This is a genomic window from uncultured Aquimarina sp. (genome assembly GCF_947492115.1).
Classification (GTDB): domain Bacteria; phylum Bacteroidota; class Bacteroidia; order Flavobacteriales; family Flavobacteriaceae; genus Aquimarina.
This window is the reverse complement of sequence record NZ_CANLMM010000008.1, coordinates 134517-151358: the sequence shown is the minus strand read 5'-3', so window position 1 is coordinate 151358 and position 16842 is coordinate 134517. Positions and strand designations below refer to the sequence as shown.

The 16842-nt window shown below is 31.0% G+C and carries 18 protein-coding genes; all 18 read left to right on the top strand.

What is annotated here, in order from left to right; genetic code table 11:
• Nucleotides 1–61: 61 nt before the first annotated feature.
• The 18 genes from ribB to Q1A73_RS20445 all read left to right on the top strand — a co-directional run bounded on the left by ribB (nt 62) and on the right by Q1A73_RS20445 (nt 16832).
• Entirely contained in the window at nt 62–724 is a 663-nt protein-coding gene (ribB, locus tag Q1A73_RS20530; RefSeq protein WP_299609538.1) for a 3,4-dihydroxy-2-butanone-4-phosphate synthase, read from the top strand.
• Nucleotides 725–1321, top strand: a complete 597-nt coding sequence (locus Q1A73_RS20525) for a Crp/Fnr family transcriptional regulator (protein WP_299609535.1) — start codon at nt 725–727, stop codon at nt 1319–1321.
• A 542-nt stretch (nt 1322–1863) separates the two neighbouring features.
• On the top strand, nt 1864–2820 hold the full coding sequence (locus Q1A73_RS20520; protein WP_299609532.1) for a hypothetical protein: 957 nt from the start codon (nt 1864–1866) through the stop codon (nt 2818–2820).
• Nucleotides 2821–2855: 35 nt separating this feature from the next.
• Nucleotides 2856–3329, top strand: coding sequence for a Crp/Fnr family transcriptional regulator (locus tag Q1A73_RS20515; RefSeq protein WP_299609529.1), 474 nt, complete (start codon nt 2856–2858; stop codon nt 3327–3329).
• 80 nt (nt 3330–3409) lie between these two features.
• Nucleotides 3410–3829 carry a hypothetical protein gene (locus tag Q1A73_RS20510; RefSeq protein WP_299609526.1) on the top strand — a complete coding sequence of 140 codons (420 nt, stop codon included), beginning with the start codon at nt 3410–3412 and terminating at the stop codon, nt 3827–3829.
• A 190-nt stretch (nt 3830–4019) separates the two neighbouring features.
• Nucleotides 4020–4604, top strand: a complete 585-nt coding sequence (locus tag Q1A73_RS20505; RefSeq protein WP_299609523.1) for a hypothetical protein — start codon at nt 4020–4022, stop codon at nt 4602–4604.
• Nucleotides 4605–4858: 254 nt separating this feature from the next.
• Nucleotides 4859–5320, top strand: coding sequence for a DUF1801 domain-containing protein (locus Q1A73_RS20500; protein ID WP_299609520.1), 462 nt, complete (start codon nt 4859–4861; stop codon nt 5318–5320).
• 62 nt (nt 5321–5382) lie between these two features.
• On the top strand, nt 5383–5856 hold the full coding sequence (locus Q1A73_RS20495; RefSeq protein WP_299609517.1) for a YdeI/OmpD-associated family protein: 474 nt from the start codon (nt 5383–5385) through the stop codon (nt 5854–5856).
• Nucleotides 5857–5982: 126 nt separating this feature from the next.
• Nucleotides 5983–7638: a DUF4832 domain-containing protein gene (locus tag Q1A73_RS20490; RefSeq protein ID WP_299609514.1), complete on the top strand. Its 1656-nt coding sequence runs from the start codon at nt 5983–5985 to the stop codon at nt 7636–7638.
• A 277-nt stretch (nt 7639–7915) separates the two neighbouring features.
• Entirely contained in the window at nt 7916–8416 is a 501-nt protein-coding gene (locus tag Q1A73_RS20485) for a hypothetical protein (RefSeq protein WP_299609511.1), read from the top strand.
• A gap of 159 nt (nt 8417–8575) precedes the next feature.
• Nucleotides 8576–9289 (top strand): DUF6090 family protein, encoded by a 714-nt coding sequence (locus Q1A73_RS20480; protein WP_299609508.1) that lies wholly within the window; start codon nt 8576–8578, stop codon nt 9287–9289.
• Between the two features lie 11 nt (nt 9290–9300).
• Nucleotides 9301–9636 (top strand): hypothetical protein, encoded by a 336-nt coding sequence (locus Q1A73_RS20475; RefSeq protein WP_299609506.1) that lies wholly within the window; start codon nt 9301–9303, stop codon nt 9634–9636.
• A 108-nt stretch (nt 9637–9744) separates the two neighbouring features.
• Nucleotides 9745–10458 (top strand): hypothetical protein, encoded by a 714-nt coding sequence (locus tag Q1A73_RS20470; RefSeq protein ID WP_299609504.1) that lies wholly within the window; start codon nt 9745–9747, stop codon nt 10456–10458.
• A 7-nt stretch (nt 10459–10465) separates the two neighbouring features.
• A complete protein-coding gene (locus Q1A73_RS20465; protein WP_299609502.1) occupies nt 10466–11176 on the top strand; it encodes a M23 family metallopeptidase in 711 nt (236 codons plus the stop codon).
• Between the two features lie 106 nt (nt 11177–11282).
• A complete protein-coding gene (locus Q1A73_RS20460) occupies nt 11283–12173 on the top strand; it encodes a hypothetical protein (protein ID WP_299609499.1) in 891 nt (296 codons plus the stop codon).
• A 301-nt stretch (nt 12174–12474) separates the two neighbouring features.
• On the top strand, nt 12475–13038 hold the full coding sequence (locus tag Q1A73_RS20455) for a Crp/Fnr family transcriptional regulator (protein WP_299609497.1): 564 nt from the start codon (nt 12475–12477) through the stop codon (nt 13036–13038).
• A 62-nt stretch (nt 13039–13100) separates the two neighbouring features.
• Nucleotides 13101–13487 (top strand): hypothetical protein, encoded by a 387-nt coding sequence (locus Q1A73_RS20450; protein ID WP_299609494.1) that lies wholly within the window; start codon nt 13101–13103, stop codon nt 13485–13487.
• A 153-nt stretch (nt 13488–13640) separates the two neighbouring features.
• A complete protein-coding gene (locus tag Q1A73_RS20445) occupies nt 13641–16832 on the top strand; it encodes an AsmA-like C-terminal region-containing protein (RefSeq protein ID WP_299609492.1) in 3192 nt (1063 codons plus the stop codon).
• Nucleotides 16833–16842: the final 10 nt, after the last annotated feature.

The following is a 16842-nucleotide window of genomic DNA, read 5'->3' as shown; positions in this document are numbered from 1 at the left end:
AGGTCAAATGGTTTGGTTTTAAACAGCATTAGTTTTGTAACTATACATTAAAAAACACAAAATGATAATTGCACAGTTAGATAAATTAGAAACATTTGGCATCAATAGTAAAGAACGGTTGGAAAATGCAATAACACATCTTCAAAACGGAAATGGAGTTATCCTAGTCGATGATGAAGATAGAGAAAACGAAGGGGATTTAATATTTTCTGCACATACCATGACTGTCAATCAAATGGCCCTAATGATCAGAAAATGTAGTGGTATCGTTTGCTTATGTATGACAAATAAAAAAGCTGACCTACTTGATTTACCCTATATGGTAGAAGAAAATACAAGTAGTTTTCAAACACCCTTTACGATCAGTATTGAAGCAAAAGAAGGAGTAACCACTGGAGTTTCTGCTAAAGACAGATTAACAACAATTCAGGTAGCTAGCAATGAAAACGCTAAAAATAGTGATTTAGTAAAACCTGGGCATATCTTTCCATTAAGAGCTAATGATAATGGAGTATTAGCAAGAAAAGGACATACAGAAGGAAGTACAGATCTAATGAAACTAGCGGGACTAAAACCTGAAGCTGTCTTATGCGAAATCATGAATGATGATGGAACAATGGCCAAAGATAATTCCATACTACAGTTTGCTAAAGAGCATAATTTGAGTGTATTGTCAATTCAGGATATTGTTCAATATCGTACATTTGTAAGAGACTATAAGTAAATGACAGACTATAAAGAACTCTCCTATTTCATAAAAAAGAATATTGACATTAACGATGAAGATTTAAAAGTTGTTTTGTCATATTTTAAATCCATAAATAAAAACAAGAATGATATTTTATTACCTAAAGGTAAAAATAGTCAGGTAAGTTATTTCGTCGTAAAAGGTTGTTTACGTTTATTTTATATAGATGAAGAAGGTAAGGATATCACACGATATATTGCCTTCGAAAATCAATTTGCAACAGAATTAGTAAGTTTTATTACGAATCAACCAGCTGAAGAATCTATTCAAGTCATTGAAAACAGTGAACTTTTATATATTACTCACAGAGATTTCCGACAACTGATGAAAATCATTCCCAAGTGGAAAGACTTTTATAATATTTATTTAGAAAAAGCCTATGTAAATAACTCTAAGAGATTAATCTCTTTTACTACCTTAAATGCGTTAGAGCGTTATGAGCAATTATTTGATGTAAATCCAGAGATTGTAAAACGTTTACCAAATAAAGTGGTCGCATCTTACATAAATATATCGCATGAAACATTAAGCAGAATTAAGTCTAAATTTCTTTTAAAAAATGAAGTCAGCTAAGACAGAAAAAGGACAATTAGCAGCATATTTTAAACGATATGGAAAAATATCAATTTCTGACATTGACTACTTTTTTACCCTAATGTAATTAAAAGAGTACTCTAAATCTGAATATATATTAGAAGCTGGTAAGACTTGTAAGCATCACTATTTCATTTCCAAAGGTTTGACCAGAAGCTTTTATATAGATCATAAGGGAACTGAAAAAATAACGCAATTTGCCATAGAAAATTGGTAGCTTACCAATTGGGATAGCTATAAACAATGGAAAACCAAAAACAAAAGTTAAATGCTACAATTTTATTTCCCTTCCTGGTGAAATTGTTTCAATAATTCTTTTGTCTTGCTACTCCTCACGCACCATAGATTTTATAAAAATCAACACCAAATAATATTTTCATAAAATCTTTTTCCTTATTTTTCTTATTCTTATTCTTATTCTTATTCTTATTCTTATTCTTATTCGTTTGTCTTAAACATACTTATAAAAATCAAATAACTAACTATACAACAATTCATATTCGTAAAACCAACTAATTCTCGTGAAACAATTTTTTATTTGTATACTTCTTTTCCAATTATTGAGTTGTAAAACAGATTCTAACACTAGTTCCAATATCAAAAATGAATCTAAAACTACAGTAGATAACTCTTCGGTAAACAATACCGAAATTAGATACGTCATTGCTAGATCAGGTCTCAATTATAGAAAAACACCAAAGGGAAAAATCTTAGGAAAGTTTGAATTTGGTCAAAAATTACAGATTGTAGAGCATACAAATATATTTGATGAAATTGTTGACGAGAACAAACACATATCGGGAGAATGGGTTGGAGTTCAAATAGAAAAGGAATCTGATGTAAAATATGTATTCGATGGTTTTATAGCAAATAAGAAAGAGTTTGACCATATTAGCACTAACATTGAAAATCTCATCCTCTACGGTTATGAAATAGAATATAAAACAGAAGGAGATTTAAATGGAGATAACATAGACGATATTGTTACGGTGATAAGAAAGATCGAGAACTTTAGTGGGGATCGAATTGTAATGGTATTCTTAAAAAAGGAAAACAGCTACAAGATTGATAAAGTTTCTAACACAGTTTTTCCAAATAAGTTTTTTTCTAATGAAAGTGATATGGAAACTTATTATCAAGAGGATATCATTATTTCAAATAAAGAACTAAAGATTCAATTATATGGAACAGGGCCTGTTGGCAATAACTTTTCTACGTTTAAATATGATGACAAGAAACTAGTTTTAACTCATATCGAAACCTATAATGTTGGTGCTGGAAGTCATCATAGTCTAAACTTTGATGTAATTAATAGCAAACTAATTGAAGAAGTTACCAATACCATGGAAGAAGACATGCCTACATCAACGCAAACTTTCATAATCCCTAAACAAGAGTATCTTTTCGAAAAATGTAGTCCCGAAGATATTATAAGTGACGTTTATCGTAGTACCAGTAATGCTAATCAGATTGATTAAACAATACGAAAGGTAAATTCAAAAAAAAATCAATATTGAAAGAGCTAAAAATTAAGAAAGGACAGATCATCCAAAGAGAAGGTGAACTAAACTCAAAGATTTATCTAGTGAAATCTGGATTGCTTAGAAGTTATTCTATTGACAAAAATGGAAAAGAAAATATATTTATGTTCGCCCCTGAGGGATGGGTAATTGCTGATACCTGTTCCCCTGACGTTAAATCAGAATTGTTTATCGATACTCTAGAAGATTCTATTATAGTCGTTTTAAATAAAGATCTCGAAAGAGAAAAGCAAAATATAGGTGCGCTCACAAAAAGATTGCATGTTTTACAAAAACGTATTTTAATGCTCATTAGTACGAACGCCATTGAACGTTATGAGAACTTCATCGAAACATATCCTGATATTGCTCAGCGTGTTCCACAACATATGATCGCTTCTTACATTGGTGTTAATCCAGAAACCCTTAGTGCTGCCAAATCTAAACGTGTAAAAAAAGATCGCTAACATATTTCTTATGAAATCATAATGCACAGATTTTCTACCAGATTTAATTTTGTAATTCAACAAAACTAAAATCAAACAGGATGAAAATTTTATTACGAGTATCCGCAATACTTTGGATTATTTGGGGGTTAGTTCACATTTTAGCAGGTGATATTTCGTCTTCGGTATCAGGAATTGCAGATGCTATTGATCCAAACCTTCTACAAATGAATTACACAGAAGCATCAGGTGCTATTATTGGTCAGCATGGATTTAACTTATTCCGGATTGGAATTGTAACCTTTATCTCAGCATTTTATATTTGGAAAGGAAATAAAAACGCTATTTTTCTTGCTGCGATTACTGGTGGTTTGGCTGATTTAGGTTATTTTTTATTTATGGATTTAGGAGGCTTTGTAAATTTTATACCAGGGACGTTAATGACCATTTTTTCTTCACTAGCAATAATCTTGAGTTACTACGTATATTTTAAAACGCTAAAAAAGAATCATATTCCTTAAATATCAATATATTTTAAAGAAGAATAAATTAAAGAATACTATGAATCGTTTATACTATTATTATCATAAATGGATAAACATATTTTTTAATATTTTCCAGAAAAAAGCCTAGTTATATAAGAAACAAGGTAACATTTTCTATTTTTAAGGTACTTATAGTAAAGACTATAAAAACACCCAAAAAAGTAAAATGGAAGCTTTAGGACACTTTATATTCATGATTTTAAAAATCGGAATTCTAGCATCGATTTATTCTTGGATTTTGATTATGATCATAACGGTAATTTCTTATTTTAGAAAAGGTGATTCTCTTCACAAAGTAGTACATAATAAAAAGTCAAGTTGGTTCATATTTGGGTTTATAATTTCTGTTTTACTATTCATTTATTCTTTCACCTATTGGGGAAATCATGGCTTGGGTGATGGCCCTAGAATTCCTGTTGGTTATTGGAACACAGTAGAGAACACTAATTGGGAGTTTTCTGATTTAGAAGGATACCAGAATAAAGACGGACATCAAATTAGTATTTCAAGATTTATCACGAGAGAGGAATTTTTCTGCGGAGAATTTGATCAAAATCACTTTTTTTATGATTATGAAAATGATTTTTTTGTCTTAAATATGAAGTCGGATCAAATCATTGAATTCAGCAATAAAGAAGAATATAATGAATATGCGCTTTCAAACAACTTGCCCAAATCATCAAGTTTAATGACCTTTGACCAAAATTACAGAAACTATTTTGGCGGATGGAGATTTTGGTTACTCCCTTAAAAAGCATAATTTATACCGCATTATTTAACACTATCGATAAAACTTTAAATATTGTTCGATTTTCAAGATTTGTAGTAAACAAAGAAATAAGATCGAGTGAAATAGTAATTTCTTATGAGAAATTGAAATACCAAGGAAAATAAACAGTTTCTCCTATCCTAGCCAATGCTAAAAAATTTATACAATCTTATCACTTTAGATAAAATAAAAAATTCATATTTTGATAAGATAGTTCTCTATCAAAAAAGAAAGACATGCAACCAAATCCTCAACTTAAAAGCTTTATAAAACCTTACGATCCAAAAATCCAAAAGTTGACGTTAGATTTACGAAACTTTATAACGGAATTAGTTCCTCAGGCTAATGAGTTGATTTGGGATAATTATAATGCTGTAGCTCTTGCTTATTCTAAATCAGAAAAATTGAAAGACGCATTCTGTCATATAGCAGTGTATTCTAAACATGTGAATTTTGGGTTTAATCGCGGAGCAGAATTATCCAAAACAACTATTAAACTAGATGGAAAAGGAAAATTGATACGACATATTTCGGTGAAAGATTTTAGATCTTTCCCTAAAGAGGAAATAAAAGAACTGATCTGGGAAGCGGTGGGTATATCAGAAAAAATAAATGGTGAATTAATATTAGAAAACAATAATCCCAAAAGCATTGTAATGTCTATTTCTGAAAAGAAAATAAGACCAAACAAAACATAAACAATTAAAACCAATCCATAAAAGCTTAACTTGGTTACAAGAATATTTATATTGAAAACTATATGAAATCTTATTCTGGCGAACAGACGATAAAACAACTCGAAAAAAGAAAAGGCGGATATTTCTACTTAAAAATTGATTCTGAAATCATTAATCAATTTAGTCGAAAAAGGGCGACCAGAATGATTTGTACTATAGACAATATAGTTTCTTATCGCTGTGGTTTAAATCACCTAGGAGATGGAAACTTTTATATCATAGTTGCAGGAAAACATTTGGAAAAACTAGATAAAGAACTTAATGATAAAGTAGCATATAAAATTGAAGAAGACCCTGATCAACTAGGTGTTGAAATTCCTGAAGTTCTTTCTGTTTTGCTAGAACAAGATTCCGAAGCCAAAGAAATATTCGATAAAATAACCGACGGAAAAAAAAGAAGTTTGATTTATAGTATTGTAAAAATCAAGAATATGGATAGGCAAATAAAAATAATTACCGAATTCTTAGCAAAGGAAAAGGCTAAGCTAGCAAAGTAAAATACTATATTTGAAAGCATTTTTAGAAACCCTCCGTCCTGTTTTTATTCCGAACTCTTTCCTAATTGGTTTTATTCATAAAACAACAAATCTTATACCTACTCGTTTTAAGTTTAAAACCAACATATGAGTGCGATACATAATGCTATTAGAGTTTTAGCTTTTCTTTTTTGCAATGCCATCTTACTAGCACAAACAGTTAATTATACAAGTTCTCAAAACATCATTGCTAATCCAGAAAGAGGATTACAAAAGTATTCTATAACGTCTAATAATTATGCTACCACTGTCGGAGCGAATAATTTATCCGTATCGACACTAGAGAGTTGGAAGAATGGCACTGATAAAGTAACGGTAGTTTTTAGGTATTTCCTATTAGATGCATTTCTAGATTCAAATATTAATAACACCTACCTAGATAACATTAGAAATGACTTTGATAATATTAGATTGGCAGGTTTAAAAACAATTGTTAGGTTTTCTTACTCCAATAGTCAAGGAACCGGACCTCAGCAACCAACTAAAGCTCAAATTCTATCACATATCACTCAAATTACTCAAATATTAGATGAGAACAAAGACATTATATTATCTCATCAAGCTGGATTTATTGGCACTTGGGGCGAATGGTACTACACCAACTCTGATGAGTTTGGTACAGAAGGCGCTATATCTGCAGCACAATGGAATAATAGAAAAGAGATTGTAGATGCAATGCTTTCTGCCACTCCTTCAAATATCCCTTTGCAAGTACGATATGCTAATATCAAAAAAACTATGTATGGCAATACACTATTAACAGAGCAAACTGCTTACGAAAATACAGCAAATGCCAGAATTGGTTTTTTTAATGATGCTTTCCTAAATGATTATGGAGATCAGGGAACCTATTCCGTTTCTAATCAATGTGCAACACCTGTAGGAACATCTGATTACAATTTTATTGCCAACGAAACAAAATATCTTCCCATGACAGGCGAAACTAATGGCCTTAATGGATGTGATAACGGATTTAGAACCTCAGGAGAAAATGCCATTAATGAAATGGATTTAACAAATTGGACGACCATTAATAGAGATTTCTATACTCCTTTTTGGGATGGAATTATTGCTTCTAATACTTACGAAGAAATTGTTAGAAGATTAGGGTATAGATATACCCTCACATCATCTACCGTAACTGTAAATAATCTTGACTTCGACTTGGCGCTAGAGATTCAGAATGTTGGTTTTGCAAGAATTTTTAAAGAACGTGATGTATATCTTATAATCCAAAATACTGAAACAAATGACATTACTACTTCTCTAATCGATACCGATATAAGAACTTGGGAAAATACTACAATTATAAATCAAAACTTCGATATTGGCATTTCTGGAACGTATAAATTATATCTATGGATTCCTGATAATGATGTTTCATTACAAACAAATCCTGATTACAGTATTCAACTCGCAAATGCTGGTACTTGGGATTCACAAACAGGATATAATGACTTACTACAAACAGTGACCTTAGAACCAAGTCTTTCTGTGGATGATATTGCATTAGAGAACAATAGACTTTCAATATACCCAAACCCTGCTTCTAGTGATGTAACGATTAAAGTTCATGAATCTATAAAAGAAGACATACAAATCTTTAACAGCCTAGGACAACTCATCATGAAAATACATCCTCTAAAAATTCAAAAAATTGATGTCTCTCATTTAGATAGTGGAATCTACTTCTTTAAAATTGGTAATTCTAAAGTAGCGCAATGTAAGTTGATCAAAAAATAACTTCCCTACGCTACCAATCAATTGATTTTTTTTGGTAGAATCATAACATAAAAGGAACAAAAGTTTATTGTCATTGGCAACTAAACTAACTGGACTAGTACTAATTGTAAGCAAAATGACTTTTAGAACAGGTAGTTTATTAGATGTAATACTTACATAGGTAAATCTTATCAGCTGCGAATCGCTATCTAACTCACAATTTGTATATTGCATGTTAGTCTTGGAATATAACTACAACTGATAAGAAATATTATTGAGAACTATGAAAACCTCTTTGATGCAAAAAACACTAATTCTACTCTTTGTATTACTCTCCTTCGATTCGTTTGCTTGCGACTGCGACTGCCAAGGAGACTGTTCTTTTAGCGCAATATCCAATCAAAGCGGGTTTGTGGCCTTAGTAAAAGTGATCGAATACACTGATTTTTTAGATCATAAAATTCTTGGGTATGATCAAGACATGCCTTTTTCGATGACCGTTGAGATCATCAAAAAATATAAAGGTGTAGAATCAAAAAAGAGAATTAAAATATGGGGAGACAATGGAATGCTATGCAGACCCTATATTTCAAATTTTGAGGTTGGAAAATATTACTTAATTGCACCAAGAAAAATATTGAGTGACTCAGATGAAGGCAATAAAGGTGATTATGACTTTTTTGCCTGTACAACAGATTATTTGAATGTTGACTTTTATAAAGGAATTGCTTTCGGAGAGTATTCAACAAAACAAGAAAAAGTATCGCTTAGTGAATTTGAAAGTGCTCTCAATAAGTAGCAAGCTGCAATAAGTCTATCACAGCTTTAAAACCATTACACAAAAACATGTTAGACCATACTCGATGTATAGTAAAGACAATTATGCTGCCACTCTAACGTATATTGATGTAATCTCCAAATCCATATTGGAAGATTTAGATAACCTTGAAAAATAAGAATGAGAAACGTTTTCAATAAAAAACAGACAAAAGAAAAGAAAGAGTCTAATTTCTTTATCTATGCAATACGAGAAATTATCCTGGTGGTTCTAGGAATATTGATAGCTGTTTCCATTAATAACTGGAATGAAAATCGCAAACAAAATAATGAGTTGAATCAATTACTGCTAAAAGTAAAAGAAGATCTCAAAAATGATGTAAGTAAAATCGACAACATCTTTAACCATTATGAAAATATTAAACCTGTTTTCGAAAAAGTTCTAAAATCAGAATATACACAAGAAGATTATATTAAAAATCCCAACATAGCATTTCTAATTTTTGGTTATCCCGAACTAGCCATTAACCAAAGAGGTATTTCGCAACTAGAAAATTTTAGAGGTGAGATAAGTCAGGAAAAAGAAGAACTTGTGCAAAAATTAATTCTGTTTTACAAAGAACAACTATGGGAAATACAAGTAGATGATGAATTACGCTCTAAAGATTACAAGGACAATTTTAATTATTGGAAAAATAACACAGAATGGTGGTTGGATTATGTACAATTAAAAATAAACAATGAATTTATTGAGTATGCTATAAACAGTAAAGACTATAAAAACCGTGTCGCTACTGCAGATTTTTTTGCCTATAAAGTATATCTACCTGAGTTAGAAAAATTTAAACAGAGAGGATTAGAACTCATCAATGAAATTGAAGTAATTAAACAGTAAAAGAACTCAAATTGAACTTAAACAATAAGAAATTTATAACAGCTGAAAACAAAAATGGATTATCATCCGGAGAAACCGTTTTTCATTATTCTCAAAAGGGAACGACAATAACAGGAACCTATTCGGGTGGAGCCATAAAAGAAGGGGGTATCATCGGCAAGCGGATTGATGATTCTAAAATTGAACTTTTATATCAATGTCTCACCATTGATGGAGAACTAAAAGCTGGAGAATCAAAGGGCACTATTTCTGAAACACAAAATGGAAAACTCAAATTAAATTTTGATTGGAATTGGTTGAACGGAGATCTGTCTAGTGGTAAATCCGAATATATAGAAATTGAATAAAACTTTCCAATTTGCCAATTAGCTTTATTTGTACCATACAATCAATTATTGCAACGTCATAAAATACAAATAGTCTTTCATTTAAGTATTTAGTAACCTATACCTTAAATGAAACAAAACCAACTCTTAATCGTTGTAATATGCGTATTATTATTTACAAATTTTAACGCGCAAACTCTTTCTAAAAACAATTCATTCGACTTCTCTATTGGTTATAATGTTGGTGCATTAAAAAACTTGGAAATAGCACCTGTTTCCAGATATGATTATAACAGCGCTATCTATAAATTTAAGTATCAACGAATCACCAAAAAAGAAAAAATATTTGAAGTTCAATTAGATTATCTACAATCCAAACTGGAGAACAATGTAAACGCTCTTTTAGATTTTGAATACACCAAAATAGGTATAAGCGTTGCTTCATTAAAAAAAATCTATAATAAAAATAGACTCCTAATTCATGTAGGGTTGGAATCATACAGTGATCTTTCTTTATATGACATCAATCCTAATAATCAATTTGTATTTGATCAAACACTAGGGCTATCAAGTAGATTTTCCTATCAAATTAATCAAAAACAACATCTATTTTCTAAACTAACGCTCCCTACTCTATTACTTAGAATTACGAATTCAAACGCTAATGTATATTCTTTAAATCGTTTTCAAAGTATCTTATGGAAAATAGGATACTCCTACTCTTTTTCTGAACAATTAAGTGGACAACTAAGCTATGACTTTAATTATGATAGATTACAAATCTCCAATGCTTTTAGGGAACTTCAATATCAGGTAAACTTCGGTATTAATTATAAATTCTAATTACACTATGAAACAAATATGTGTTATTTCTTTTCTGTTCATTTTGATGTTATTCTCCTGTACCAAAACTCTCATCGGTGATGAAGGAAAACAAGATGAAGACATTTATCTAAACTATCAAACCAAAACAGATTTAGAATTACCTTTTGATGAAGAATGGTACGTTTTCGTTGGTGGTAGAACCCACCAAGATGGAGGACATCACTTTATCACTCGAGGAACAGGTCAGAGATATGCGTATGACCTAGCTATTGTGATTGATGGCAGCAGTTTTTCTGGTGATAGTAGTAAAAACGAAAATCATTACTGCTTTGGAAAACGTTTAAATGCTCCTGCAAATGGTAAAATCATTGCAATGGAAAATAATATTGATGATAATTACTTATCGGGGATCGTAAATGATAATATCAATGATAGTAATCTTGCAGGTAATTATATATTAATAGATCATTTTAATGGCGAATACTCATTATTAGCACATTTAAAAAAAGGGTCAGTTTTAGTAAATCTAGGAGACATCGTTGCAAAAGGACAAGAAATAGGCCAAGCAGGAAATAGCGGAAACTCAACTGGTCCACACTTACACTACCACTTACAAAACAGCCCAAATTATCTGAACGGAATTGGGTTGCCAGCTCAATTCCGAAATTATTATGAAGATGATACATTAGTGGATCTCGGAGAACCTGTAAAAAGTCAATTTATTAGAAAAAATTAAATCCCATCTTAGAAAACAACAAAGTATAAAAAACGGTTTGGGTTCATTCTCAAACCGTTTTTTGCTTAATTTAGTAACCATTCATCAATTAAAATCATATTCAATCATGACTCGGTTTATTCTTAAAAGACTTCTTTTTATTTATTCATGTTTGCTTGTTACTCAAGAAATAAGAGCTCAAGAAAATCTATGTGATTATTACGGACTTGAAAAACCAACTACAACTCCTAGAGATTTCGACCCAGAAATATTAGATCTAAAGGGAAGTTTTAAATTTAATGTTGAGATTAAAAAGTGTGATGAAATCTACTTCACGACTATTACATCTAGTGAGAATATTTTTTTTTCAAAAAAGCAAGGTGATACATGGAGTACACCCAAGATCGCTTCCTTTTCTGATCCTAACTATAATGATGCGGACCCATTCCTAACGAAAGATGGTAATAGAATCTATTTTATTTCTAAAAGGCCAACCAGCGCTACTGATAAAAATTTAGATTTCAATATTTGGTATGCTGATCATAAAAATGGAGAATGGATGAAACCAAAACCATTACCAAAACCAATTAATACTGATGAGTTTGATGAATATTTCTTTTCTATTTCTAATAAAGGAAATGCATTCTTCTCTTCGAACAGAAATGGTGGTCAAGGATCTTTTGATATCTACACTACTAAAGTACTAGCTAATAATCAGTTCTCAGAACCAAAAAACATAGGAAAACCAGTAAGCACAGAGAAATATGAATTTGATCCTTATATTTCGCCCGATGAACGTTTTATAATTTTTTCTATCATCCAAAACGGTAATAGTAGTTTATATGTAAGTTTTAAAAATCAATCCGATAACTGGACGACACCACAAAATTTAGGAGATCAAATTAATATTACTAATCAAGATTTTGCGCCTTCTCTTTCACCAGACGGAAAATTTATATTTTTCTCTAATAATGGAAAATTAAGATGGGTATCTACAGAGTTATTAAAAACCCCTTAAACCAAAACCACACGCATCATAAATAGATCCTCTCTACTACTATGGTATCCAAGAAAATTTTCACAAATGTATTTTGAACATCCAGTACATTTTCGACCTGTTATCAATGAAGTGGTTTAAACTTTTTTGATTTAAGTGAAAAATAGCAGTTTTGTGATCAGATGAAGTAATTTTTTAATTGCATAGCAGCGCTACGGAAGTCAAAAATTGTGAAATATGGGTGCAAAAAAGCATTTTTTTAGCAAATTGAAAAAAGTTTAAACCACTTCAATAAAAAAACCTTTAGCTGTAAGTAAACGCTATGGAAAAACTAAAAAACTGTATTGCAAGCCAAGTATCTATAAAAAACGAATCTTTAGATCGTATTCTTTCCTTTTTTGAACCTTTGGAAATCAATAAAGGAGAATTCTTTCTCCAAGCTGGAAAAATTTGTAGAAAAATGGCTTTTATAGTATCTGGATACATGAGGTTGTATAATATCGTGGATGGAAAAGAAATAACCTTATGGATAGGCAGTGAAGGAAGATTTATAACCTCTCTTAGTAGTTTTATTTTTGAGACTAATAATAGTTGGAATATACAAGCCATTACAGACTGTAGCCTTTACACAATTACGAGAGAGAACCATTTTAGACTAAACAAAACCTATCCAAAGTGGTTAGAGTTTGATAATATTTTATTGGCTAATTCTTTTGCCTTATTAGAAAATAAGATGTTTTTTCAATTGCATACTACGGCAAAGCAACGATATGATAAATTAATGAACGAAGAACCCGAACTTTTTAAGTATGTTCCTTTGCAGTATATAGCTTCTATGCTAGGAATTGCTCCCGAATCATTAAGTAGATTAAGGAAAATGCATTAATTAACATTTGTCAAGAGAGATTATGTGTGGTTTGTAGAAATTTGTTTTAAAAATCTAAACAAATGAATCCTTTACAAAAATCACTTCAATTAAACGCCTTATTTTCCAGCACATCAGGTATTATAATGGTATTTCTAAATCAACAAATAGCAACGCTTTTTGGAATTAATAATAATACTCCCTTTTGGGTCATTGGACTATTACTACTATACTTCGCTATGACAATATGGTTCGAAATAAAAAAACAACGAACACCAGCCGTTGTTTGGATTATTATTCAAGATTTCATCTGGGTAATAGGAAGCATCTTACTTATAATCTTTAAACCTTTTGGGATTACCGAAACTGGAAATATCATTATCGGAATTATAGCATTTTTTGTTTTATGTATGGGAATAAATCAAATCCTTGGTTTACGCAAAACTTATAAATCAATACCTCATATGTAAGAAGCTATTGTACGTGTAGGTTAATAATAGACTACACTAAATTTGTTAAAAAGAGGAGCTCCGTTCAAATATCTAAAAACTTCAAAGTGGTTTTTCCGATGAATTCGTTACTTTTAAAGTCGAACATCTTTTATAACCTTAAATACCACCACCTTGAAGCGTAAAAAATTCTGGAAACGAATTTTATTAATAGTAATCTTAGCCCCAATTTTAGTAGTCGGAGGCCTGATGCTATATATCCAAAGTAACCAATCCGAAATCATTCAAGGAGAAATTGAAAAACTAAATAAAGAACATAAGGGTTTAGTCAGCATTGGAGAAAGTGAACTCTCTCTTTTTAGTAATTTTCCGTACGTTTCTATAAAAGTGTATGATGTCAAAATTTTTGAAACCAAAGAAGATAATGCTCCCGTTATTATGGATGTAAAAGATATCTATGTAGGTTTCAATCTATGGGATATCGTAAAGGGAAATTATGACATACAATCACTAGTCGTAGAAGAAGGTGTTTTTAATATTGTCATTCATGAAAACAATACCACGAATATTCAAAACTCATTAGCAAGCACATCAGAATCGGAGTCCTCCTCTACTAATATTCATCTTAAAAAGATTCGATTTAAAAATTTGGATGTACACACCTTAGACGAAGCTACAAATTCGGATGTAGAAAAATTCATATATGCTGGTAACGGTGGATTTAGTCAGAAAGACAGCATGATCTCTGGGCACGTAGATACTCATTTCGAGTTAAATGTCATTAAAGATGGAGATACCACCTTTATTCATAATAAACATTTCGAAGTACATACGGATTTAGTATTTAATGAAAGGACGGGAATTCTTGATATCGCTCCTTCTGGAATTGTAATGGAAAATGGAGATTTCGAATTAGAAGGATCTATAGATACAAAGAATGATGTAGATCTAGATCTTTCTATCAACGGAACAAAACCAAATTTCGACATGCTGATTGCTTTTGCTCCTACAGATGTTATTCCCGTATTAGAGAAATATAGAAATGCAGGTGAAATTTATTTTAACGCTAAAATTGAAGGTCCTGCTAACAAAGGAAATAGACCCTTTATAAAAGCCAATTTTGGTGCTGGCAAAGCTTATTTAGAAAATACTAAAAAGGCGAAAAAGATAGATAATATGGGATTCAATGGCTATTTCACCAATGGTAGTAATAGAGATGCCAGCACCATGGAATTTTCGCTAACAGATATGACTGCTTCTTTAGAAAAAGGAGAATTTAAAGGATCGCTTTTTGTGAAAAATTTTGAATCTCCAGAAGTTGATATGCAAGTAAACTCCAATTTCAATCTTAATTTTATTACAGAGTTTTTTGAGCTGGAGCAAGTACAAAATACTTCTGGCGAAGTGTCCTTAAAAATGAACTTTCATGATATTATTGATATCGATAATCCTGAAAAGGCATTACAAAAATTAAATCAAGCATATTTTGCAGAATTAAATATAAAAGATCTTAGTTTAGAAGCTAAAGAACTTCCTGCTCCATTACATGACCTCAACGTTCAATTAGTGATGAACGGTAAAGAAGCAAACCTAAACCAGTTTGAATTATTAATCGGAGAATCTGATTTGTCTATTAGTGGATTTCTTTCAGACTTACCTGCTATTGTACATCATACAGATATTCCTGTAGATGTCCATTTAGATATTAGTTCTAAAAACTTAGATATCGCTCAGCTAACACGTTTTTCTAATCAAGATTCTATCAAAACTGGTTTCGATGAACAAATAAAAAAGCTAAGTATGGGGTTTTCTTTTAAAGCTTCTGCTAAAGACTTTACAGAGTCTAAATATTTACCTAAAGGAGAGTTTTTTATCGATAGTTTGTATGCCGATTTAAAGCATTATCCACATAAACTACATGATTTCCATGCGGATGTACTTATCGATGATAAAGATCTAAAAATTGTAGATTTTACTGGATATATAGATGATAGCGATTTTCATCTTGATGGGCTGGTACACGAATATGCTTTTTGGATGCAACCCGAACTGAATGGCGATGTTGATTTAGATATTAATCTAACTTCTAAAAAGTTAAAACTCGAAGATATTTTTTCTTATAAAGGAGAAAATTATGTCCCAGAAGAATATCGACATGAAGAATTTGATGATTTGGCTTTGCATTTTGCCTCCAGTATGCATTACAAAGACTCTGCATTACACTCTATTGATCTTACATTAGACAAATTGGATACAAAAATGAAACTGCATCCTCTTCGCTTTGACAATTTTAGAGGAAATATTCATTACGAAGATAAACACATCGTGATAAAAGATTTTCATGGAGAAATAGGAACAACTAATTTTAATTTTGATCTTAACTATTACATTGGAGAAGATCAGAAAATAAAGAAAAGGGATAATTATCTTGCCGTAAAAGCTAATTATATAGACTTTGATGCCCTCTTTAAATTCGATGTTTCATCATCAAAACCAACGGAAGTAGCCGCTTCTAAAACAGCAGACGTAAAAGAACATGCAGAAGCTTTTAACTTATATGAATTGCCTTTTACAGATATGCAATTCAAAGCAGATATAGCACACTTTATTTATCATAGAATAGATCTTCAAAACATCAAAGCGGATATACGAACAACACCTAATCACTATATTTATGTGGATACTTTGCATATGAATGCTGCTGGAGGAAATATTCGATTAAGTGGATATTTTAATGGTAGTGATCCTAAACATATTTATATGCGTCCAGATTTGGTGATGAATAATGTAGATCTGGATAAACTGTTGTTCAAGTTTGAGAACTTTGGTCAAGATCATCTTGTTTCAGAAAATATACAAGGAAAACTAACCTCCAGAATTAAAGGAAAGATTAGGGTATATCCTGATATGGTACCGGATCTTGATCAATCCACAGTAGAAATGGATGTAAAAGTATTAAATGGAAGGTTAAAAAATTATGATCCTATGTTGGCGCTTTCGGATTATATGGGAGATAAAAACCTTCAAAATATTCGATTTGATACTTTACAAAACAACTTGGATATTAATAAGGGAAAAATCAACATCCCTTCTATGACCATTGAATCTACATTAGGTCATATGGAGTTATCAGGTACACATGATAGCAATCAGAATATTGATTATTTCTTACGAATACCTTGGAAAACTGTAAGAAAAGCTTCTTGGCAAAAACTATTTGGAAACAAAAAAGACACTATAATCAGTCCAGAACAAGAAGATGAAATTGTAGAAGTAGATCCTAACAAAAAAACAAAATACCTCAACCTAAAGATTAAAGGTAGTGTAGATGACTACAAGATATCCTTGGGAAAGAAAAAGGAATAAAACCATAGAT

Coding starts and splice junctions, on each gene's coding strand:
- ribB (WP_299609538.1), top strand. CDS start 62: ATGATAATTGCACAGTTAGATAAATTAGAAACATTTGGCATCAATAGT.
- Q1A73_RS20525 (WP_299609535.1), top strand. CDS start 725: ATGACAGACTATAAAGAACTCTCCTATTTCATAAAAAAGAATATTGAC.
- Q1A73_RS20510 (WP_299609526.1), top strand. CDS start 3,410: ATGAAAATTTTATTACGAGTATCCGCAATACTTTGGATTATTTGGGGG.
- Q1A73_RS20505 (WP_299609523.1), top strand. CDS start 4,020: ATGGAAGCTTTAGGACACTTTATATTCATGATTTTAAAAATCGGAATT.
- Q1A73_RS20500 (WP_299609520.1), top strand. CDS start 4,859: ATGCAACCAAATCCTCAACTTAAAAGCTTTATAAAACCTTACGATCCA.
- Q1A73_RS20495 (WP_299609517.1), top strand. CDS start 5,383: ATGAAATCTTATTCTGGCGAACAGACGATAAAACAACTCGAAAAAAGA.
- Q1A73_RS20490 (WP_299609514.1), top strand. CDS start 5,983: ATGAGTGCGATACATAATGCTATTAGAGTTTTAGCTTTTCTTTTTTGC.
- Q1A73_RS20485 (WP_299609511.1), top strand. CDS start 7,916: ATGCAAAAAACACTAATTCTACTCTTTGTATTACTCTCCTTCGATTCG.
- Q1A73_RS20480 (WP_299609508.1), top strand. CDS start 8,576: ATGAGAAACGTTTTCAATAAAAAACAGACAAAAGAAAAGAAAGAGTCT.
- Q1A73_RS20470 (WP_299609504.1), top strand. CDS start 9,745: ATGAAACAAAACCAACTCTTAATCGTTGTAATATGCGTATTATTATTT.
- Q1A73_RS20465 (WP_299609502.1), top strand. CDS start 10,466: ATGAAACAAATATGTGTTATTTCTTTTCTGTTCATTTTGATGTTATTC.
- Q1A73_RS20460 (WP_299609499.1), top strand. CDS start 11,283: ATGACTCGGTTTATTCTTAAAAGACTTCTTTTTATTTATTCATGTTTG.
- Q1A73_RS20455 (WP_299609497.1), top strand. CDS start 12,475: ATGGAAAAACTAAAAAACTGTATTGCAAGCCAAGTATCTATAAAAAAC.
- Q1A73_RS20450 (WP_299609494.1), top strand. CDS start 13,101: ATGAATCCTTTACAAAAATCACTTCAATTAAACGCCTTATTTTCCAGC.